The 21,328-nt window shown below is 73.2% G+C and carries 15 protein-coding genes; 3 read left to right on the forward strand and 12 right to left on the reverse strand.

Annotated elements, in window-relative coordinates:
* Positions 1 to 340: 340 nt before the first annotated feature.
* Entirely contained in the window at positions 341 to 1,348 is a 1,008-nt protein-coding gene (locus tag ACIBW6_RS34600; RefSeq protein ID WP_399066866.1) for a stage II sporulation protein M, read from the reverse strand.
* A 104-nt stretch (positions 1,349 to 1,452) separates the two neighbouring features.
* Here ACIBW6_RS34600 and ACIBW6_RS34605 point away from each other — a divergent pair, with 104 nt between their 5' ends.
* Complete coding sequence (locus tag ACIBW6_RS34605; protein ID WP_399066909.1) at positions 1,453 to 2,508, forward strand: RDD family protein; 1,056 nt, start codon at positions 1,453 to 1,455, stop codon at positions 2,506 to 2,508.
* Between the two features lie 55 nt (positions 2,509 to 2,563).
* Here the strand turns inward: ACIBW6_RS34605 and ACIBW6_RS34610 are convergent, their stop codons facing one another.
* Both ACIBW6_RS34610 and ahcY read right to left on the reverse strand, forming a co-directional pair.
* Positions 2,564 to 3,178: a hypothetical protein gene (locus ACIBW6_RS34610; protein ID WP_399066868.1), complete on the reverse strand. Its 615-nt coding sequence runs from the start codon at positions 3,176 to 3,178 to the stop codon at positions 2,564 to 2,566.
* Positions 3,179 to 3,428: 250 nt separating this feature from the next.
* Entirely contained in the window at positions 3,429 to 4,892 is a 1,464-nt protein-coding gene (ahcY, locus tag ACIBW6_RS34615) for an adenosylhomocysteinase (RefSeq protein WP_399066870.1), read from the reverse strand.
* A gap of 445 nt (positions 4,893 to 5,337) precedes the next feature.
* On the opposite strand from ahcY, the gene ACIBW6_RS34620 reads away from it, so the two are divergent.
* Positions 5,338 to 7,386: a fructose-specific PTS transporter subunit EIIC gene (locus ACIBW6_RS34620; RefSeq protein WP_399066873.1), complete on the forward strand. Its 2,049-nt coding sequence runs from the start codon at positions 5,338 to 5,340 to the stop codon at positions 7,384 to 7,386.
* An 87-nt stretch (positions 7,387 to 7,473) separates the two neighbouring features.
* Here ACIBW6_RS34620 and ACIBW6_RS34625 read toward each other — a convergent pair whose 3' ends face one another.
* The 7 genes from ACIBW6_RS34625 to ACIBW6_RS34655 all read right to left on the reverse strand — a co-directional run bounded on the left by ACIBW6_RS34625 (position 7,474) and on the right by ACIBW6_RS34655 (position 15,053).
* Complete coding sequence (locus ACIBW6_RS34625; protein WP_399066875.1) at positions 7,474 to 8,451, reverse strand: cation diffusion facilitator family transporter; 978 nt, start codon at positions 8,449 to 8,451, stop codon at positions 7,474 to 7,476.
* A gap of 122 nt (positions 8,452 to 8,573) precedes the next feature.
* Positions 8,574 to 9,725, reverse strand: a complete 1,152-nt coding sequence (gene manA / locus ACIBW6_RS34630; RefSeq protein WP_399066877.1) for a mannose-6-phosphate isomerase, class I — start codon at positions 9,723 to 9,725, stop codon at positions 8,574 to 8,576.
* Positions 9,726 to 9,875: 150 nt separating this feature from the next.
* Positions 9,876 to 11,003, reverse strand: a complete 1,128-nt coding sequence (locus ACIBW6_RS34635) for an SIS domain-containing protein (RefSeq protein WP_399066879.1) — start codon at positions 11,001 to 11,003, stop codon at positions 9,876 to 9,878.
* 37 nt (positions 11,004 to 11,040) lie between these two features.
* Entirely contained in the window at positions 11,041 to 11,211 is a 171-nt protein-coding gene (locus tag ACIBW6_RS34640) for a Trm112 family protein (RefSeq protein WP_399066881.1), read from the reverse strand.
* Between the two features lie 221 nt (positions 11,212 to 11,432).
* On the reverse strand, positions 11,433 to 12,797 hold the full coding sequence (locus ACIBW6_RS34645) for a phosphomannomutase/phosphoglucomutase (protein ID WP_399066883.1): 1,365 nt from the start codon (positions 12,795 to 12,797) through the stop codon (positions 11,433 to 11,435).
* A gap of 135 nt (positions 12,798 to 12,932) precedes the next feature.
* On the reverse strand, positions 12,933 to 14,549 hold the full coding sequence (locus ACIBW6_RS34650) for an L-lactate permease (RefSeq protein ID WP_399066886.1): 1,617 nt from the start codon (positions 14,547 to 14,549) through the stop codon (positions 12,933 to 12,935).
* Positions 14,550 to 14,675: 126 nt separating this feature from the next.
* The gene (locus ACIBW6_RS34655) at positions 14,676 to 15,053 is read right to left on the reverse strand and encodes a DUF3499 domain-containing protein (RefSeq protein ID WP_399066888.1); all 378 of its coding nucleotides are present in this window, start codon (positions 15,051 to 15,053) and stop codon (positions 14,676 to 14,678) included.
* A 321-nt stretch (positions 15,054 to 15,374) separates the two neighbouring features.
* Here ACIBW6_RS34655 and ACIBW6_RS34660 point away from each other — a divergent pair, with 321 nt between their 5' ends.
* Positions 15,375 to 15,866 (forward strand): metallopeptidase family protein, encoded by a 492-nt coding sequence (locus ACIBW6_RS34660; RefSeq protein WP_399066911.1) that lies wholly within the window; start codon positions 15,375 to 15,377, stop codon positions 15,864 to 15,866.
* A gap of 51 nt (positions 15,867 to 15,917) precedes the next feature.
* Here the strand turns inward: ACIBW6_RS34660 and ACIBW6_RS34665 are convergent, their stop codons facing one another.
* Together ACIBW6_RS34665 and ACIBW6_RS34670 are read right to left on the reverse strand one after the other, a co-directional pair.
* Positions 15,918 to 17,420 carry a DUF5719 family protein gene (locus tag ACIBW6_RS34665; RefSeq protein ID WP_399066890.1) on the reverse strand — a complete coding sequence of 501 codons (1,503 nt, stop codon included), beginning with the start codon at positions 17,418 to 17,420 and terminating at the stop codon, positions 15,918 to 15,920.
* Positions 17,417 to 21,133, reverse strand: coding sequence for a glycosyltransferase (locus ACIBW6_RS34670; protein ID WP_399066892.1), 3,717 nt, complete (start codon positions 21,131 to 21,133; stop codon positions 17,417 to 17,419). The genes ACIBW6_RS34665 and ACIBW6_RS34670 overlap by 4 nt, the downstream gene beginning before the upstream one ends.
* Between the last annotated feature and the right edge of the window lie 195 nt (positions 21,134 to 21,328).

The following is a 21,328-nucleotide window of genomic DNA, read 5'->3' on the forward strand; positions in this document are numbered from 1 at the left end:
CCTCCGGGCGCTTCCCTTCGGTGTTTCCAACCTTACCAGATCCGTTTTCCGTTCCGTTTCCGGTTCGGAATTCATTTCCGGTGGCCGCTGGAGGGCCTTTTGCCTTTCGGCTGATCCGACTTTATCAGAGGTTTTGAGCCGGTCTTGCCGACTCTGTTTCCTGATTGATCGGGAGAGCTTCTCGAAGAATGTTATTTCGGAAGCGCGTCAGATACTAACCGTCGCGATAGAGCCTGTCGAGCTCTGGGCAACTGTTCGAATCTACCTCCCCGTCCGGTCCGTGTCAACGGTCTTTCCGGGGCGAAGAGGAGACTAGCAGCTCAGCGGAGCTGAACGCACATCAGGCGGCGGTCGGCAGGACAGCGCTGCGTTCGGCTGTCTCCAGGTCCCCGGTCTCGCCCGCACGCGCCGCGCGGCCGCCGAGGACGTACACGTAGGCGAGGAAGGCGAGTTCCACGGCGACGCCGATGCCGATGCGGGCCCAGGTCGGCAGGCCCGAGGGGGTCACGAAGCCTTCCACCGCGCCCGAGACGAAGAGGACCAGGGCCAGGCCGATCGCCATGCCGATGGCCGCGCGGCCCTCCTCCGCCAGCGCCGTTCTGCGGGTACGGGGCCCCGGGTCGATGACGGTCCAGCCGAGGCGCAGTCCGGTGCCCGCAGCCACGAAGACCGCGGTCAGCTCCAGCAGGCCGTGCGGGAGGATCAGGCCCAGGAAGGTGTCGAGGCGGCCGGCACTGGTCATGAGGCCGATGCCGACACCCACGTTCAGCATGTTCTGCAGCAGGATCCACAGGACCGGCAGGCCCAGGAAGACGCCCAGGACCAGGCACATGGCCGCCGCCTGCGCGTTGTTCGTCCAGACCTGTGCCGCGAAGGACGTCGCGGGATGGCTGGAGTAGTACGTCTCGTACTGGCCGCCCGGGCGCGTCATCTCGCGGAGCTCGGACGGCGCGGCTATGGCCGCCTGTATGTCGGGGTGCGTTCCTATCCACCAGCCGATCAGGGCGGCTATCGCCGTGGAGACGAGGGCGGTGGGCACCCACCAGTGGCGTGCCTTGTAGACCGCCGCCGGGAAACCGTGGGTGAGGAAGCGGGTGACGTCGCGCCATGAAGCACGGCGGGTACCGGTCACGGCACTACGCGCGCGTGCCACGAGTTGGGTGAGCCGGCCGATGACCCTGGGGTCCGGAGCGCTCGACTGGATGAGGGAGAGGTGCGTGGCCGCGCGCTGGTAGAGGTTCACCAGTTCGTCCGCTTCCAGGCCGGTCAGCCGGCGACGGCGGCGCAGCAGCGCGTCCAGCCGGTCCCACTCGGCCCGGTGGGCGGAGACGAAGACATCGAGGTCCATCGGGTCTGCTGCTCCTCGCTTCCGGCACCTGTGCGGCGCGATCTGCCCTCAGCTTGGCAGACTGGCGGTTCCGAGGGCAGGTCAGGGAAGGGCGGGTGGCCAGGGTGAGCGAGCTGGTGACGGGCGAGGCCGTGGCGCTGGAGGTGCGGCCGGCGAAACTGCCGAGCCGTGCGCTCGCCGTGCTGATCGATCTGATCGTGGCGTTCGTCGTCTACATCGTCGTGACGATCGTCGTGGTCGCGTCGACCGCGTCGCTGGACGATGCCGCGGCGGCGGCGCTCTCCGTGGCGTTGTTCCTGCTGGTGCTGGTCGGGATACCGATCGCCGTGGAGACGCTCAGCCACGGGCGCTCGCTCGGCAAGCTCGCGTGCGGGCTACGGGTCGTGCGGGACGACGGGGGCCCGATCCGGTTCCGGCACGCGCTGGTGCGCGGGGCCGTCGGGGTCGTGGAGATCCTGGCGACCTTCGGGGTCGTGGCTTGCGTGGCCTCACTGGTCTCCGCGCGGGGGCGGCGGGTCGGGGACGTGTTCGCGGGGACGCTGGTCGTGCGTGAGCGGGTGCCGGCCGGGCAAGCGGCGTTCGCGCCGCCTCCGCCGCCGTGGCTGGTGGGGCGGTTCGCACAGCTGGACCTGTCCGCCGTGCCGGAGGGTCTGTGGCTCGCGGTGCGGCAGTACCTGACGCGGATGCGGCAGCTGGACCCGCAGGTCGGCTGGGGCATGGCCGAGCGGCTGGCCGCCGATCTCGCCGCGCACACGGGTGCGCCCGCGCCGCGTGACGTGCCGCCCGCGGCGTTCCTGGCCGCGGTGGTGCACGAGCGGCAGGCGCGTGAGGCGCAGCGCGCGTTCGGCGCGGCGGGGCGGGCGGGGCATGCCGGATATCCGGGACCGGCGTACGGCGGGCCGGGGCCTCTCGGGGCCACCGTGGCGCCCGCGTCTGCTCCCGCTCCGGTTCCGCCCGCGCCCGGGGCCTACGGCGGGCCGGGAGCCTACGGCGGGACGGGGACGTATGGCGGGCAGGTCGCTCCTGCCGTCGGCGGGTTCACGGCGCCGGGTGGTGGTCCGGCCGCCGCGCCGGCGGCCGAGGGGACTGTGCCGCCCGCGGCGGACCCGCGGAGCCCGGAGGCCGGGCCGCCCGCCACCGGGTTCGCCCCGCCCGCCTGACAAGGCCAGCGACGGCAACGGCAACGGGTTCAGTCGAACGTCGACGGCAACGGGTTCAGTCGAACGTCGACGGCGGCGTTTCCAGGTGCTCCAGCTCGATGCCGGGTGCCGCCAGGACCACGTCACCGCTGACGTGCACGGTGTGCTGCTCCCCCGTGTCCAGGGCCGTGACCTGGTACGCGGCCACGACGAGGGGCCCGTTGTCAGTGGCGTGTGCTTCGCTGTCCAGCAGGGTCCAGGACTGGTCCAGGGTGCGGGGGGCCAGCACGGGATCCGTGAGGGCGACGAGGCGGACGCGGGTCGAGGGGGAAGCGGGGGTGAGCCGCAGCAGGCGCGTGGTGGCGACGAGGAACGCGGGGGAGGTACCGGTGAAGGCGTGCGCGGGGGCGTTCCCTTCGGTGGCGTGGGCGCCGGTGGGGTCGGTGCGTACCCAGGTGACGCCGTCGATGGCGGCTCCTCGCACCTGCCAGCTCGCGGCGTTCACTTCGAGACGGATGGGGCGGCCGAGTTCGTCGAGGGCGAGGTCGATCGAGCCGGCGTGCTCGCCGGAGGGGGTGACCCGTTGGGCTACGTAGCGCCAGCCGGAGGGGCCGGGGGCGCAGTGGAAGTGCTCTTCACCGAGGGGGGTGTGATCGTGCGGATCGTGGAGCGAATAGCGGCCGCGGGGCATGGGGTTCGTCGGGTCCTCTAGGGGCGGAGGCCGCGCTGTGTGCGGCGGTGGCGGAGGCCACAGCCGGGCGGCGGTCGGGCAGCTGTCGGTTGAAGAGCCTGTCCACCGTAGCCAGCGGTGGGCGGAGCACGGGACAGGCCCCCGGCACGGGGGTGCGGGGGCCTGTCCTGTTCTGTCGGCGGCTGTCGGCGGCTGTCGGTGGCAGTCGGCGACTGTCGGTGGCAGTCGGTGAGTGCGACCGGCGGGGTGCTCAGTACCGGTAGTGGTCCGACTTGTACGGGCCCTCGACCTCGACGCCGATGTAGGAGGCCTGCTCCGGGCGGAGCGTCGTCAGCTTCACGCCGAGCGAGTCCAGGTGGAGCCGGGCGACCTTCTCGTCCAGGTGCTTGGGCAGCACGTACACGTCGGTCGGGTACTCGGACTGCTTGGTGAACAGCTCGATCTGGGCCAGGGTCTGGTCCGCGAACGAGTTGGACATCACGAAGGACGGGTGGCCCGTCGCGTTGCCCAGGTTCAGCAGGCGGCCCTCGGAGAGCACGATGAGGACCTTGCCGTCGGGGAACGTCCACGTGTGGACCTGCGGCTTGACCTCGTCCTTGACGATGCCGTCGATCTTCGCGAGGCCGGCCATGTCGATCTCGTTGTCGAAGTGGCCGATGTTGCCCACGATCGCCTGGTGCTTCATCTTGGCCATGTCCGAGGCCATGATGATGTCCTTGTTGCCCGTCGTGGTGACGAAGATGTCCGCCTTGTCGACGACCTCGTCCAGCGTCGTGACCTGGTAGCCGTCCATCGCCGCCTGCAGGGCGCAGATCGGGTCGATCTCGGTGATGATCACGCGGGCGCCCTGGCCGCGCAGGGACTCCGCGCACCCCTTGCCCACGTCTCCGTAGCCGCAGACGACGGCGGTCTTGCCGCCGATGAGGACGTCCGTGGCGCGGTTGATGCCGTCGATGAGCGAGTGGCGGCAGCCGTACTTGTTGTCGAACTTCGACTTCGTCACCGCGTCGTTCACGTTGATCGCGGGGAAGAGGAGGGAGCCCTCGCGCTGCATCTCGTACAGGCGGTGGACGCCCGTCGTGGTCTCCTCCGTGACGCCGCGGATCTCGGAGGCGAGCTGGGTCCACTTCTGCGAACCGTTCGAGATCGTGCGGTTCAGGAGCTGGAGGATGACGCGGTGCTCGTCGGACTCGGCGGTGTCGGCCGAGGGGACCTTGCCGTCCTTCTCGTACTCGACGCCCTTGTGGACGAGGAGGGTGGCGTCACCGCCGTCGTCCAGGATCATGTTCGGACCGCCGGTGGGGGTGTTCGGCCAGGTCAGCGCCTGCTCCGTGCACCACCAGTACTCCTCCAGGGTCTCGCCCTTCCAGGCGAAGACCGGGACGCCCTGGGGGTCGTCCGGCGTGCCGTTCGGGCCGACGGCGATGGCCGCGGCGGCGTGGTCCTGCGTGGAGAAGATGTTGCAGGAGGCCCAGCGGACCTCGGCGCCCAGGGCGACGAGGGTCTCGATGAGGACGGCCGTCTGGACCGTCATGTGGAGGGAGCCGGTGACGCGGGCGCCGGCGAGCGGCTGCGCGGCGGCGTACTCCTCGCGGATGGACATCAGGCCGGGCATCTCGTGCTCGGCGAGGGTGATCTCCTTGCGGCCGAAGTCGGCGAGGGAGAGATCGGCGACCTTGAAGTCCTGGTCCTGTCGGTTGGCGACAGAAGTCATAAGTGAGCTGCTCCTCGGTGCGGTTGCAGATGGTCGAGGTGGGCTTGGTGCGCATGCCCGCGTTCGGGTACGCGCATGGCTGATCTGCGGCTTCCTGGGACACGGGTGTCCCCGGGCGCTCGCAGCGCAGTCCGTCGGAGGCCCTCTCTCCCTCGGACGCCCCGTCGCGCGGGCCGCCCGACCGCCATCAGCAGCGACGTCTGGCTCGTTACGAATCTACACCGATCGGCTCAGTCGGCCCCACCCCGTCTCCGTCGGGGTGGCGCGGGGATGTGGCGGGATTCCGTCCCCGGGCGGGCGGTGGGGCCCCGTCCTGCGAAGCATCCCCGATGCGGACAAGCGGTTGATTCCGGACTTTTGTCCACGCGCTCACGTGTTGCAGGATGCGGGGCAGGCCGCGAACATTTGCGCGGTCTCGTGAAGCGAAGGCGCAAAGGAGAGCCACGTGACCAGTCCGGCCGACCCCCACACGGGCGGAGCCGCCGTCGAGCAGCAGCAGAAGGTGAGGCTGCTCGCGGTGACCGCCTGTCCGACCGGCATCGCGCACACCTATATGGCCGCGGAGAAGCTCCAGCAGGCGGCCGATGCGCTCGGCATCGACATGAAGGTGGAGACACAAGGCTCGATCGGGGCCGAGAACGTACTGACTGACAACGATGTCAAGGCCGCCGACGGCGTGATCATCGCCGCCGACAAGGACGTGGACCTCGACCGCTTCGCCGGCAAGCGGGTCCTGTCCGTCGGCGTGTCCGAGGGCATCAGCCACCCCGGGCAGCTGATCGAACAGGTGCGCAGCGCACCCGTGCACGGCGCCGGGGGCGGTGGCGGCTCCACGGGCGGGGCCGCGCCCACCGGCGGTGGGCGGGAGCGCAGCGCGGCGTACAAGGCGCTGATGAACGGCGTCAGTTTCATGATCCCGTTCGTCGTCGTGGGCGGGCTGCTCATCGCGGTGTCGCTGGCGGTCGGCGGGCACACCACGCCGCACGGCATCGAGATCCCGAAGGACTCCTTCTGGTTCGACGTCAACGCCCTCGGCGGGCTCGGTTTCAAGCTGATGCTGCCGATCTTCTCGGGCTACATCGCGTTCGCCCTGGGCGACCGGCCCGCACTGGTGCCCGGCATGATCGGCGGCTTCCTCGCGTACGACGGCGTCGGCATCTACGGCGCGGACGCGAACGCCGGCTTCCTCGGCGCGATCGCGACGGGCTTCCTCGCCGGATACGTCGTGCTGTGGATACGCAAGGTCAGGGTGCCGAAGTTCGTCCAGCCGATCATGCCGATCATCGTGGTGCCCATCGTCTCCACGCTGGTCGTCGGGTTGTTCTTCGTCTACGTGATCGGCACGCCCATCTCGTGGGTGTTCACGCACCTCACCAGCTGGCTGAACGGGATGACCGGATCGAGCGCGGTCATGCTCGGCGCCATCATCGGCCTGATGATCGCGTTCGACATGGGCGGCCCGGTCAACAAGACGGCGTTCCTGGTGGGCACCGGTCTGATCGGCACGAACAACGCCGTCATGGGCATGGCCGCCGCAGCGATCCCGGTGATGCCGCTCGGCCAGGGCCTGGCCACGATCGTGCGGCGCAAGCTGTACACGAAGCAGGAGCAGGACACCGGTATCGCGGCGCTGTTCATGGGCTTCTTCGGCATCTCGGAGGGCGCCATCCCGTTCGCCGCGGCGCGGCCCGCCCAGGTCATCCCCGCCAACATGCTGGGCGGGGCGGTCGCCGGCGCCCTCGCCGGGCTCGCCGGGGTGGAGGACTCGGTGCCGCACGGCGGGCCGATCGTCGCCGTGTTCACCGCGGTCAGCGGGGTGCCGATGTTCTTCGTGGCGATCGTCGCCGGTGTGGTCGTCACGGCGCTGACGACCAATGCGCTCGTCGAGCTGAAGGAGCGCCGGGCGCGGGCCAGGCAGGAGCGGGCGCAGGCCGGTGGTCCCACTGTCGCGGAGTCCGCCGTGGCCGGCGGCCCGGTGGCCGGGGACGGCGGCAGCGACAGCGACAGCGACAGCGACGAGGTGACGGGCGAGGACGCGGGCGTTCTCTCCGGCTATCTGACCGGACAGACCGTCACGGTGGAGCTGGCCGCGCGGGACAAGGAAGCGGCCATCCGCGAGATGGCCGGGCTGCTCGCCTCCACCGGCAAGGTGCGGGACGTGGAGGAGCTTGTGGCGACCGCGTTGCGCCGTGAGGAGCAGGGGACGACCGGGCTCGGCGAGGAGATCGCCATCCCGCACGCCAAGACGGACGCGGTGACGTCCCCGGTCGTCGGGTTCGCGCGGTCCGCCGAGGGCATCGAGTGGGGCTCGCTGGACGGGACGAAGGCGCGGCTCGTCTTCATGATCTCGGTACCGGAGGCGGCCGCGGGCGATGAGCATCTGCGGATCCTGGCGCTGCTGTCGCGGAAGCTGATGGATCCGGGGTTCCGGGAGCGGCTGATGGCCGCGGCCGACCCGCAGACCGTGCTCGGGGTGCTCGCTGAGATCTCGTAGCTCACGGAGCGTGCGGAGCGCGGTCCCTGTACGCAGGAGGGGCCCCGCCGGGAGATCGGCGGGGCCCCTGCTGCGTAGCGGTAAGGGTCAGTGCTCCGGGGTCGGCGTCGGGCCGCCGGGCATCGCCTCGCGGTCCGGGCCCTTGGCGGCGTCCGCCTCGCTGTAGATGTCGGGCTCCAGGTAGATGACGCGCGCGATCGGGACGGCGGCGCGGATACGGGCCTCGGCCTCGTTGATCGCGCGGGCGACCTCGGCGGCGGTGTCGTCGTGCTGGACGGCGATCTTCGCGGCGACGAGCAGCTCCTCGGGGCCGAGGTGGAGCGTGCGCATGTGGATCAGGCCGGTGACCGTGGAGCCGTCGACGACGGCCGCCTCGATCTTGCGCACCTCGTCCGTGCCGGCGGCCTCGCCCAGCAGGAGCGACTTGGTCTCCAGGGCGAGGACGATCGCGATGGCGATGAGCAGGACACCGATGCAGAGCGTGCCGATGCCGTCCCAGACGGCGTCGCCGGTGGCGAGGGTGAGGCCGACGCCCAGCAGCGCGAGGACCAGACCGATGAGCGCGCCGAAGTCCTCGAGCAGGACGACGGGCAGCTCAGGGGCCTTGGCGCGCTTGATGAACTGGCTCCAGGAGAGCTTCCCGCGCGAGAGGTTGGACTCCTTGATGGCCGTGCGGAAGGAGAAGCCCTCGGCGATGATCGCGAAGACCAGGACGCCCACCGGCCAGTACCAGTGCTCCAGGTCGTGCGGGTGCGAGATCTTCTCGTAGCCCTCGTAGACGGCGAACATGCCGCCGACGGAGAAGAGGACGATCGAGACGAGGAAGGCGTAGATGTAGCGCTCGCGGCCGTAGCCGAAGGGGTGTTGCGGGGTCGCCTCGCGCTGGGCCTTCTTGCCGCCGATCAGCAGCAGGAACTGGTTGCCGGAGTCGGCGAGCGAGTGGACCGCTTCGGCGAGCATCGACGAGGAGCCGCTGAAGAGGAACGCCACGAACTTCGATACCGCGATGGCGAGGTTGGCGGCGAGCGCCGCCACGATCGCCTTTGCTCCGCCTGAAGCACTCATGTTGTTCCTGGTGTCCCTTCGTACGTGCGTACGTTGCGTCCCGTGCTGCGGTGAGAAGCCTGCCGCTTTGCCCTGGCTTTGCGATGGGCCATTGTTGCAGCACGGGACGGGAGGGGCAGGAGTCAGGCCACGACGGTCGCCCGGAAAAACGTGCCGGTACCGGACACTTCCGCCTTTTCTCCCGCGGGGACGAAGGCGGAACGGCCGGGAGCCAGGTCGAGTCCGCCCGCGCGGACCGAACCGGCCGTGCAGAGCAGGATCTGCGGGGTGGGGGCCGTCAGGTCGTGCGCGGGGGCGCCCTCGGCGCGGACGTAGCGGGAGAGGCGGAACTCGTCGATGGGGGTGTCGTAGACCTCTTCACCGCCGGGGGACGCCTCGGGGCGCAGGACGCCCGGGTCGGTGGCCTCGAAGCGGACGATGCGCAGCAGTTCGGGGACGTCGACGTGCTTGGGGGTCATGCCACAGCGCAGGACGTTGTCGGAGTTGGCCATGATCTCGACGCCCAGGCCGTTCAGGTAGGCGTGCGGGACGCCCGCGCCGAGGAAGAGGGCCTCGCCGGGCTGGAGCCGGACGTGGTTGAGCAGCATCGCGGCGATGACGCCCGGGTCGCCGGGGTAGTGGTGGGCGATGCCCGCGTACGGCTCGTACTCCCCGCCGAGGTGCCGGGCGGCGGTCGCGGCGTCGGCGACGGTGCGCGCCATCTCGTCGCGGTCCGCGCTCAGTACGGCGGTGAGCACCTCGCGCAGCGCGGCCTCCTCGGGGTGGGCGCGCAGCAGGTCGGCGTAGGGCTTGAGGCTGTCGACGCCGAGCCCTTCGAGCAGCCGGGCCGCCTCCTCGGGGGCGCGGAAGCCGCACAGGCCGTCGAACTCCGTGAGGGCGCAGATCAGTTCGGGCTTGTGGTTGGCGTCCTTGTAGTTGCGCTCGGCCGCGGTGACCGGCACGCCCTTCGCCTCCTCGGCCGCGTACCCCTCCTTCGCCTGCCGGAGGTCCGGGTGGACCTGGAGCGAGAGCGGCGCGCCCGCGGCGAGCAGTTTGAGCAGGAACGGCAGGCGCGGGCCGAACTTCCCGACGGCCGCCTCGCCGAGCTGCCCCGCCGGGTCCGCGGCGATGACCTCGTCGAGCGGACCGCGCTCGGTGCGCGACGGGGCGCCGGGGTGGGCGCCCATCCACATCTCGGCCTGGGGTTCGCCGGTCGGCTCGGTGCCGAGGAGGTGCGGGATGGCGGTGGTGGAGCCCCAGGCGTAGGGGCGGACGGTGTTGGTGAGGCGGTCCATCAGGCGTTCTTCTCCGTACGTACGCGGGGGGCGCGGGTGCGTGGTGCGGGCGCCGCGCATGGCCGGGGGCGGGCGCGGGGCCCGTGCGGCGGGGGCGGCGGGGCGGGGCGGGGTGGGGCGGGGTGGGGCAGGTACAGCATCGGGGCCGGGTCACGTCCCGGAGGCGAGGCCCAGGTAGACGGCGGCGAAATCCGTGACGGCGATCAGCTCCGCGAGGGTCTCCAGGTCGCTGCCCTCCTCCGGTTCCAGCTCGCTGATCGCGGTGGAGTGGGAGAGCGCGAGTTCGCGGGCGGCGAAGGCGGCGGAGAGTCCGTCGACGGGGCGGTCGCGCAGCAGGACGACGCGGGCGCGCAGTGCCTGGCCCTCCTCGACGCGGTCGCGGAAGAAGTCGTCGGGGGCGGCGCCGGCCGCGAGGTCGCCGGTGAGGAGCGCGCCGTGGGCGGGCATCGCCTCGGGCAGGTCGGCGGCGAGCGCGGGCCGTCCGGACAGCTCGGCGAGGGCCGCGGCGAAGCGGCGGCCCGCCGCGCCCGCGGCCGCGCCCTCGGTCCAGATCAGCGGGAGCGCCTCGGCGAGTTCGGAGGCGAGGGTCTTCGCCGGGTTGCTGTAGGTCGCGATCGCGGGGCCGCAGCGCTCGGCGGTGCGGTCGAGGCGGTCGGCGACCTTCTCCAGGGAGTCGGCGGGAGCGGCGAGCAGGCCGGTGCGGTCCAGCAGGGCCAGGAGCGGGGTGAGCAGCGCCCAGAGCACGCCGGGTGCGGAGGGTGCCGTCGGCTCGTCCTGGTCGCGGGGGGAGGTCGCCATCGGCACGAGCAGGCCGTGGGCGCCGGCCGCGGCCTCGGTCAGCGGGGCGCCGGTGGGGCAGACGGCGACGACGGTGACGCCACGCCGGTAGGCCTGCTCGACCAGGAGCGAGAGGCTGGGTTCGGAGCCGTCCGGGGTGGCGATCAGGAGCAGGTCGACCGGGCCTGCCCAGCCGGGGAGGTCCCAGCGCAGGGCGCCCGCGGCGGGGGCGACGCCGGTGGGGCGCAGCCGGATCACCGGGCAGGCCGCGCCGGCCAGGCGGCCGAGGAGTTCGGCGATGCCGGCGGTGGCCGTGCCCGGACCCGCGATCAGGATCGCGCGCGGGCGGCCGTCCGGCTTGAGCTCGCCGATGCCGGCCTCGGCCGCGTACCGGGCCGCCGTGCGGACGCGGGCGCCCGCTTCGGCGGCGCCGCGCAGCAGGCCGCGGCGGTCGGCCCTGGCCAGCGCCTCGGTGTCGTCCAGGAGCGTTTCGTCGAACATCGCGTCGGGTCTCCTGCTCGCGGGAACGGGTGCGCGGTCACGCGGGGCGGCGGGCCTCGTCGACGAGGAGGACCGGGATGCCGTCGCGGACGGGGTAGGCCAGTCCGCACTCCGCGCCGGTGCAGACCAGCTCGGCGTCGGTCTCCTTGAGGGGGGCGTGGCAGGCCGGGCAGGCGAGGATCTCCAGGAGGCCGGCTTCGAGCGGCATGAGGGTTGTTCCCTTCGGGGCGGGGGCGGTGTGGTGCGGGGCCCTGACAGGTGTCCGGGGGCCTGGTCAGCCTACCGCCGGGGCCCTCTCCGGCGGGGTGGCGGCCTCGCTCCGGCTGCCTCGCCCGGGCGGCCCGGGCGGGCGGCCCGGGCGGACGCCTTGCCGGCTCGTCCGCGAACGCCGGACGGGCCGGGGGTCGCCGGGTCAGGCCCGGATCAGGGTCAGGACCGGATCAGGGTCAGGACCTCGTCGCGGATCTCGCGCATCGTCTCCGCGTCACGCGCCTCCGCGTTCAGGCGCAGGAGCGGTTCGGTGTTCGAGGGGCGGACGTTGAACCACCAGTCCGTGGAGGTGACCGTGAGGCCGTCCAGTTCGTCCAGGGTGGTGTCGGGGCGGTCGCCGTACGCGGCCTTGATCGCGGCGAGGCGGCCCGCCTGGTCGGCGACGGTGGAGTTGATCTCGCCGGAGCCCGCGTAGCGGTCGTAGGAGGAGACCAGGGCCGAGAGCGGGCCCTCCTGGCCGCCCAGGGCCGCGAGGACGTGCAGGGCGGCCAGCATCCCGGTGTCGGCGTTCCAGAAGTCGCGGAAGTAGTAGTGCGCGGAGTGCTCGCCGCCGAAGATCGCGCCGCTGGTGGCCATCTCCTGCTTGATGAAGGAGTGGCCGACCCGGGTGCGGACCGGCGTACCGCCGTGCTCCTTCACGACCTCGGGCACCGACCAGGAGGTGATGAGGTTGTGGATGATCGTGCCCGAGCCGCCGTTCCTCGCCAGCTCGCGGGCGGCGACCAGGGCGGTGACGGCGGACGGGGAGACCGGGTCGCCGTTCTCGTCGATCACGAAGCAGCGGTCCGCGTCGCCGTCGAAGGCGAGGCCGATGTCGGCGCCCTCGGCGCGCACGCGGGCCTGGAGGTCCACGAGGTTGGCCGGGTCCAGCGGGTTCGCCTCGTGGTTCGGGAAGGTGCCGTCCAGCTCGAAGTACATCGGGACGACGTCGAGCGGCAGGCCGCCGAGGACGGTGGGCACGGTGTGCCCGCCCATCCCGTTCCCCGCGTCGACCACGACCTTCAGGGGGCGGATGGCGGTGAGGTCGACCAGGCCGCGCAGGTGCGCCGCGTACTCCTCCAACGTGTCGTGCCGGCTGATCGTCCCCGGCGTCCCGGCGGGTTCGGGCGCCCCTGTCCCGCTCCACTCCTCGGCGAGTCGCCTGATCTCGGTGAGGCCGGTGTCCTGGCCGACCGGGGCGGCGCCGGCCCGGCACATCTTGATGCCGTTGTACCGCGCGGGGTTGTGCGAGGCGGTGAACATGGCGCCGGGCAGGCCGAGCGCGCCCGAGGCGTAGTACAGCTGGTCGGTGGAGCAGAGGCCGATCTCCGTGACGTCCGCGCCGAGCGCCGCCGCCCCGCGGGCGAAGGCGCGGGTCAGACCGGGCGAGGAGGGCCGCATGTCGTGCCCGACCACGATCGCCGTCGCGGCGGTCACCCGGACGAAGGCGGCGCCGAACAGGGCGGCCAGCTCCTCGTCCCACTGGTCCGGGACCACCCCTCGCACGTCGTACGCCTTCACGATCTGCGACAGATCTGCAGCCACGGCCGGACCAGCCCTCCTGGAGTGTCCTCGACGGACCCACGAATCAACGAGCCCACAAACTACCTGGCCGCGGCGGTGACAGGCCGTGAACCCCGCATTCCGCCCAAAGATCGCGCCGCACCGCGAACGCGCCGGTCAGGGCAGCATCCACGACAGGACGACCGTGCTCTGGGCGAAGACGATCAGGCACATCACCAGCAGCAGGCCGAGGCTCCAGGGCAGCACCTTGCGCAGCAGGTCGCCCTCGCGGCCCGCGAGTCCCACGGCCGCGCAGGCGATCGTCAGGTTCTGCGGCGAGATCATCTTGCCCAGGACCCCGCCCGAGCTGTTGGCCGCCGCGAGGAGTTCGGGCGACAGACCCGACTGCTGGGCCGCGGTCACCTGGAGGGCGCCGAAGAGCGCGTTGGCCGAGGTGTCGGAGCCGGAGACGGCGACGCCGAACCAGCCGAGGACCGGGGAGAGGAAGGCGAGCCCCGCGCCGGCCGCGGCCACGAAGTGCCCGATGGTGGCGGCCTGCCCGGACAGGTTCATCACGTAGGCGAGGGCGAGGACGCTGGTGACGGTGAGGATCGCGAACCGCAGCTCGTACACGGTCCCCAGCCATTCGCGCACCGCCACGCGCGCGTGGACGCCGAGCACGAGCGCCGTGGCCACTCCCGCGATCAGGACGAGCGTGCCGCCGGTGGAGACGAGGGGCAGCGTGAAGACGTTGCCGCTCACCGGTTCGCCGTGGGGGTCGGCGACGTTCAGGAAGGGCCAGTCGAAGACCTGGTTCGCGCGGGCCAGCCAGTCCTTGGCGGCCGGGATCTGGGCGACGGAGAAGATGACGACGATGAGCACGTACGGGGCGTAGGCGCGCGCCACTTCGGGCCGCGGGTCCTCCTCGTCCAGGTCCTCGCTGCGGGCGCCGGTGAGGACCGCGGCGCGGACGGGTTCGGCGGCGGGCCTGCGCGCGCCGGGGACGGCCACCAGGGCGCCCGCGCCGGCGAGGGCGGCGCCGATGTCGGCGAGCTGGGCGGAGACGTAGTTGGCGGCGGCGAACTGGACGACGGCGAAGGCGAGGCCGCAGACCAGGGCGGGCGCCCATGTCTCGCGCAGGCCGCGCTTGCCGTCCACCAGGCCGACCAGCACGAGCGGCACGACCAAGGCGAGCAGCGGCGTCTGACGGCCCACCACGGAGGCGACCACGTCCAGCGGCAGGCCGGTGACCTGGGCGAGGGTCACGACGGGGGTGCCCATGGCGCCGAAGGCGACGGGCGCCGTGTTGGCGACGAGGCAGACGACCGCGGCCCTGACCGGGTCGAAGCCGAGCGCGACGAGCATCACCGAGCAGATGGCGACCGGTGCCCCGAACCCGGCGAGGGCCTCCAGGAGCGCGCCGAAGCAGAAGGCGATGACGAGGGCCTGGATGCGCGGGTCGTCGGAGAGCCGCCCGAAGGAGCGGCGCAGGATGTCGAAGTGGTGGGTGCGGACGGTCATCCGGTACACCCACAGGGCGTTGACGACGATCCACATGATGGGGAAGAGGCCGAACAGGGCGCCCTGGGCCGCGCTGGAGGCGGTCTGGCCGAGCGGCATGCCGTAGCCGAGCCAGCCGACGAGGGCGGCCACCACCAGGCCGGTCGGACCCGCGCGGTGGGCCTTCATCCGGACGGCGCCGAGCAGGACGAGGACGGTGACGAGGGGCAGCGTGGCGATGAGGGCGGACAGGCCGAGCGAGCCGTGGACCGGCTCCAGTTGCTGGACGAACACGAGCGCCTCCCGGGATCCCGGAGTCGGGGTGGCGAAATCGTCGTGTCCTCAACAATCGCGGGTCAACGCGTACGACGGCGAAGATCCCGTGAAGGCGCGTCGGTCGCCGCGTCCCAAAGGCCGCCGTCAGTTGTCGGGCGAGCGCAGCACCCGGAGGTGGCCGCGGCGGGCGACCTCCATCGGGTCCGCCTGCCGGCCGCCCGCGCCGCCGGCTCCGGCCGCGCGCTCCTGGGGGCGGGCCGCCTCGCGCACGGCGTTGGCGAGGGCCTCCAGGTCGTCGCCGCTGGGGCGGGAGGGGGCGCTGCCGTCGGTGAGGCGGACGACCTCCCAGCCGCGCGGCGCGGTGAGGCGCTCGGAGTGCTCGGCGCACAGGTCGTAGCAGTGGGGTTCGGCGTAGGTGGCTAGGGGGCCGAGGACCGCGGTCGAGTCGGCGTAGACGTACGTCAGCGTCGCGACGGCGGGACGGCCGCAAGCGGTGCGCGAACAGCGACGTACAGGGCTCACAGCGTTGGACGGTACCGCACTCCTGAGCGGGCCGCGACGACTCTCCCCGAGGTCACCCCACCGTGTCGCCACGTGATACGCCCCACACCCGCCCCGGAGGGCTCCGTCGTGACCTGCGCGGACCCCGGCTCCCGGGCCCCGCCGGACAGTTGAAAGCGGTCACCACTCGGGGCAAATAGCTCCAACTGTCACGAGTGCAGCGGTCCGGGAGGGATACGGAATCAGGCCCAAGATTGGCTTGATCGGTCAGGAAGCGACATGCGGCGCTCTGTGCGGAGGCGGCCCGCCCCGGCCGCCCCGGAGGACTACGCTGCGTCGGTGATGGAAAGGCCCGCCAACGCCGAGAACGCCGAGAACGCCGAGACCGCAGACGACCCCGCCGAGCCGCGTCCGCGCCGCCGCGACCGGCACGGGCGCGGTATGCGCGGGCCCGTGGCCCCGCCGCAGGTGCCGCTGGCCGCGAGCCGCGCGGAGGTCTTCGCGGACCTCGTGCAGGACTCCGTGGAGCGTCTTGAACGGCGCTGGCCGCAGCTGGGCGAGGTCGACTTCCTCATCCTGGAGGTGCCGCGGCTGACGGCCGAGGACGAGGCGTGGGGGGCCGACACGGTGCCGCTCGGGGGCATCGTGCCCGCGCGGGACGGGACGCCCGCGCGCGTGGTCGTCTACCGGCGCCCCGTGGAGATCCGCACCAAGGGCCGCGACGAACGCGCGGCCCTGGTGCACGACGTGGTCGTGGAGCAGGTCGCCGAGGTGCTGGGCCTCACCCCGGAGACGGTCGACCCGCGGTACGGGGACGCCGACGGGGAGGAGTGAGCCCGCGGGCGCCCACGGGGTGCCGCCCGCTCCCGTACGGCGTGCGCGCGGCTACTTCTGGACGACCGAGAGGTCCTCGTCCGCCTCCGGCACCGACACCGTGCCCCGGTCGTCCGGCAGCGTCTGGACCGTGAACGCCGGGACGCCGTCCTGCTTCTCCTCCAGCATGCGCGAGCCGTAGACCTTGCCGCCCGACACGGGCTCCACCGTGAGCGCGTACGTGCCCTTCAGGCCGGCCGGGACCGGTGCGGCGACCGAGAGGGTCGTACCGCCCTTGACCGTGTACTCCTTGGTGGTCGCGGTGCCCGCGCCGTCCCCGGGGGACGCGGTGACCTTGACCGTGCCGGCGGCGCCGGGGGCGGTCAGGGCGAGCGTCGAGCCCTTGGCGCGGTTGTCGGCGACCGTGGCACGGGCGCCGGTGTCCCGGGTGGCGGGGATGAACGCGGTCTCCCGGTCGGCTCCCTTGCCGCGGGTGACCCGCAGCGCCGCCACGACCGGCACGGACGCGTCGGTGGGCGTCAGGAGCAGCGAGCCCGCGTCGCCGCGCGTGACGGCACCGAGGTCGACGGCGGACGTCATGCCGGACTTGACGTGCAGGGTGTCGTGGCCCGCGGGCGCGATCGAGCCGCTGGAGGTGGCGAGCCGCACCTTGAGGTCGGCGTCGTCCTGGCCCGGCGCGAAGGCGACCAGGCGCACGTCCGTCGCGTCCTTGGGGATGCCGGGCAGCACGAGGGAGGCCGCCGGGTCGGCGGCGGCGGGCAGCCAGTCGCCGCCCAGCTCGTCGTCGGCGGCCGACACCGCGGCGGCGACCCGGCCGCTGCGCGCGGTCACGTGCAGCGTCAGGTTCGGGTACGGCTTGTCGGTCAGCGTCGACAGCAGGACCGGGACGCTGGCGTGCGGGCCGATCTGGATGCCCTCGCCGACCTCGGACTTGACGGCGCCCTCCGGTCCGTAGAGCTGCACGTCCACCACCGCGGCCTCGTCGTCCGGGTTCGTGAGGTGGATGTAGTCGCTGCGCTCCTTGGCGGTGCTCGCGCCGGGGAAGTAGAAGTCGGTGTCCGGGGCCGAGCAGTCGACACCGGCGAGGCCGCGGCCGGTGCCCGCCTCGACCGTGGTGGTCTGCTGGACGGTCCAGCCGGGCGCCAGGGCGCCGTCGGCGGTGCCGATCAGGGCCGGCGCGTCGGCGCCCGACGCCTCGCCGGTGGCGGGCTTGCCGGGCTCCTTGGGCGTGACGACCGCCTTGGGCTCCTTGGCCTTGCCCTTGGCGTCCCCGGCCTGGCCCGGCCCGCGCTCCACCGGCACCAGCCGCGCCGTGCCCGCCGCGGACCCGGCGGCCCCGGTGCCCTTCGACGGCGGCGTGTACGACGTGTACGCGGTCTCCGCGAGGTCGGACTGGCCGGGCGTCGGGCACAGCAGGCTGGAGCGCTCGACGGGCAGCCGGGCGGCCGCCGTGGCGGGCGTGTCGTCCGCGCCCCCGGACGAGGTGGCCGCGTAGCCGGTGACGGCGGCCAGGGCCGTCACCGCGGCGATCAGGGACAGGGTCGTGCGGTTCACTGCTGGCTCCCGTCGGGGCGCTCATGATCGGCGCCGTTGCCGTGCCCGTGGCCGTGCTGCTCGTAGGTGGGGTCGTACGGCGCCGGTGTCTCGTACGAGCCCCCGTAGGCGTACGGGTCGTACTGGCCCGCCTGGTAGGGGTCAGCCTGATAGGGGACCCCCTGGGCGTCGTACCCGTAGGCGTCGCCCTGGTACTGCTGCTGCTGCTCGCCCGCCGGGTACGCGCCGTACTCGGCGTTCGTGTACATGGGCTGGTCCCACTCGCCGTACGCCTGCTGCGGGATGTCCGCGGCCGGGACCTGCCCGGGCTGCGGCGCGTGCTCCGGCGGCACGGCGTCCTCGGCCGGCGGTGCGTCGGCGCCCGCCTGCTCGGCCTCGGCCTCGGCCTGGGCGCGCAGCCTGCGGGCCCGGCGGCCGTCGCCGGTGCTGTCCTGCGCGGGGACGGCGGCCGGCTCCTCCGGCAGGTCGTCGTCGACGTCCTTGCGGCGGCCCGGCAGCGCGAGCACCACCAGGACGACCGCGAGCAGGCCCTGGGCCCACAGCCACGCGGTGTGCGTGAACGGCGCGTCATAGGTGACGTCCAGCGTCCCGCCGGAGGCGGGCAGCTCGAAGCCCTGCGCCCAGCCGTCGACCGTGGTCCGCGTCAGGGGCGCGCCGTCCAGCGTCGCGGTCCAGCCCTCCGCGGCCTGGTCGGCGAGGCGCAGGACGCGGCCCGCGCCGCCCGCGGCCAGCTCCGTGTGCACCTCGACGGGGCCCGCGGCGACCGGCTTGGCCGCCTCGGACGTCGGGCCGGCGCCGGCCGAGGGCAGCACGACGGCGCGCGCCACCTGCCGGTCGATGCGCCACAGGGCGGTGCCGTCCTGCTGGCTGAGCCGGGTCAGGCCCGGCGTCGCGTCCAGGACGCGGGCCATCTGGCGCGGGGCGCCGTCGCGGACGAGGACATAGCGCACGGCGAAGCCGCCGAGCTGGTCGGCCTGGTCGGCGCCGGAACCGGCGACGAGGTTGGCGACGACCTTGTCGAGCTTCTCGTTCTCGCCCGCGGCGGCGGTCAGTTCGCCGTCGCCGAGCCGGGCGCCCGCGCCGCGGACGAGCGAGTACGACACCTGGCCGGTGGAGCCGGCCATGACGAGCGTGCGGGCCTGGTCGCGGGTGCCGGCCTCCTCGGCGACGAACGCGGGCACCTGCACCGGGTCGCGGCGCTCCAGGGGCCCGTCGGCGCCCGCGATCATCCAGCCGGCGGCGAGCAGCAGGGGTCCCGCGGCGGCGGCGAACGCGATGAGCGCGGCCACCGGCTGGCGCCAGCCGAAGCTCTGCTCGGCCACGCGCGAGCGCGCGCCGTCGGCGCCGAGCGCGGCGGCGGCCAGCAGCGCGATGCCGTAGACGAGGGTGGCGGGCCCGGCCCAGGTCGAGCTGTTCGACAGGACCGCGAAGACCAGGGCTACCAGGGCGACGGCCCAGGCGGTGAGGACCGCGAGGCGGCGCTCCTGACGCAGCAGCGCGGCGAGCGCGGCCAGCACGATGCCGATGAGCAGCAGGCTGCCGGTGGTGCCGGGGCCGCCCGGCGAGGCGCCGAGCAGGCTGGTGGCGCTCGCGGCGCCTTCCCCGTACGGCAGGCCCGCTTCCTTGAAGAAGCCGGACGGCAGCAGCGTGAGGGACCAGGGTGCGAGCACCAGCAGCGGTGTGCCGAGGGCGGCGAGGAAGCGCAGCCCGTAGGCGGGGATGTCGCCGCGGCGCACGACGAGGAGCACGACGCCCAGGACGAGGGCGATCGGCCAGACGATGGGCGTGAAGGACGTCGTGATGGTCAGGAGCAGGGCGTACGCCCAGGTGGCCCGCCAACTGCCGCGCGCTCCCCGCGCGTTCATGAGGCCGGAGGCGGACAGGCCCGCGCGCGCGATGAGCGGCAGCAGGATCACCAGCACGGCCGTGCCGACGCGGCCGCCCGCGAGGGCGCCGGTGGCGGCGGGCAGGAAGGCGTACGCGACGGCCGCCCACGCGCGCAGCAGCCGGGATTCGACGAGGCTGCGGGAGGCGAAGTACGCGGCGAATCCGGCGAGCGGCACGGAGCCGACGAGCAGCACGGTGATCGCGAGGCCGGTGGAGCCGAGCAGCACGGAGGAGAGGGCGGCGAGGACCGCGAGGTACGGCGGCGCCGACTGGGTGCCGCCCGTGCTGGTGGCGTGCCAGGCGTCGAGGTAGCGGGCCCACAGGTCGGAGGCGTCGCCGGGGGCGGGCAGCAGGGCGCCGCCCGCGAGCGCGCCGCCGCCCAGCAGACCGCGGCAGGCGATGAGGGAGACGAACAGCAGCACCACGAAGAGCATCGGCCCGGGCTTGCGGGCGATGCGCTTGAGGCGGGCGAACTGCTCGACCTGGATGAAGTCCGCGTCGTCGCCGCCGGGTCCCGATTCGAGCCCGCCGCCGCCGTGCCGCCCCGCGTTGGAGCTCTCCGGGTCGGCGCCGTCGAAGAGGTTCCCCGCGACCTGCTCGACGGTGAGCCGCACGGTGGCGCCGGGGGGCGGGAACAGCGGCCGCAGCTCCTTGGCGTCGACGACACCCGCGCCGCGCCGGCGGCGGCCCGCCATGATGCGGCCCGGCCGCAGCAGGGTGGCCAGCAGGCCGGTGATCTCGTCGAAGGCCTGGCCGGGCACCTTGCCGACCAGGTAGGCGACCGTGCGCAGCAGCGTGCCGAGCACGAGGCGGACCAGGACCCAGGGGAGCACCGCGCCGCGGGCGTTGACCAGCAGCGTGTAGACGGCGCCGGCCTTGTCGACCTTGTGCGGTGAGGAGGCGGTGCGGCCCACGCAGTCGACGGTGCGGCGCTCGCGCGAGGAGGCCTCCGCGTGCCGCACGACGGCCTCGGGGGCGACGACGACGCGGTACCCGGCGCTCTGGGCGCGCCAGCACAGGTCGACGTCGTCGCGCATCAGCGGCAGCCTGCGGTCGAACCCGCCGAGCTGTTCGAAGACTTCGCGCCGGATCAGCATGCCGGCGGTGGAGACGGAGAGCACGGGCCGTACGTGGTCGTGCTGGCCCTGGTCCTGCTCGCGGCGGTCGAGACCGGTCCAGCGGCGGCCGGAGTTGGCGATGGAGACGCCGACCTCCAGGAGCTGCCTGCGGTCGTACCAGCCGCGCAGCTTGGGGCCGACGATCGCTACGTCGGAGCCCGCCTCGCGCTCCATCTCCACGACGCGCAACAGCTGGGCGAGCGCGTCCGGTTCGGGCGCGCAGTCGTCGTGCAGCAGCCACAGCCACTGCTCGGGTTCGCCGTGCGGCAGGTCGGGGAGGTCGTACGCGTCGTCGCGCCAGCTGCGGCTGACGGGGTCCCAGCCGCTGGGCCGCTTCAGGTAGGGCAGCTCGTCCGGGGTGAGCACCCCGGCGCCGCGCACGGCTTCCTCGACGGCCTGGCCGAAGCCGGTGCGGCGGGCGAGGTGCAGGACGCGCTCGCCGCCGAGGGCGGCGCCGACCAGGGCCGCCGAGTCGTCGGCGCTGCCGGTGTCGGCCGCCACCGCGTCCTGCACGGGGCGCTCCTGGCCGAGGAGGCCCGACAGGACGTCGGGCAGCCAGCGGGCGCCGTCGTGCGAGACGAGGACGGCGGTGACGACATGCCGGGGGAACTCGGGGGCGCCGCTCGGGTCGAGCCCTGCGTCGTGCCCCGGGTTGAACGTGGCGGCGGCAGTACCGAAGGGGTCTGCCGGGTGGCTGTGCACGGACATCGAGGTACGGGCCCCGGTTCGTTGGACTGCGGTGGACGACTGTGTCCCCTGGGGGCACGGTGGCGTCTCGGACGGGGCCCCACACTAACGGCTGACAACAACAGCGGCCCGCCGCCTGTGGACAACCCACGGGCGACGGGCCGGTGCACCGCTCGCTCAGGACTAGGGCGTGTTTTGAAAGTCCCGCCTGCCCCG

The sequence above is a fragment of the Streptomyces sp. NPDC049813 genome (genome assembly GCF_044465085.1).
In the GTDB taxonomy this organism is placed as follows: Bacteria; Actinomycetota; Actinomycetes; order Streptomycetales; family Streptomycetaceae; genus Streptomyces.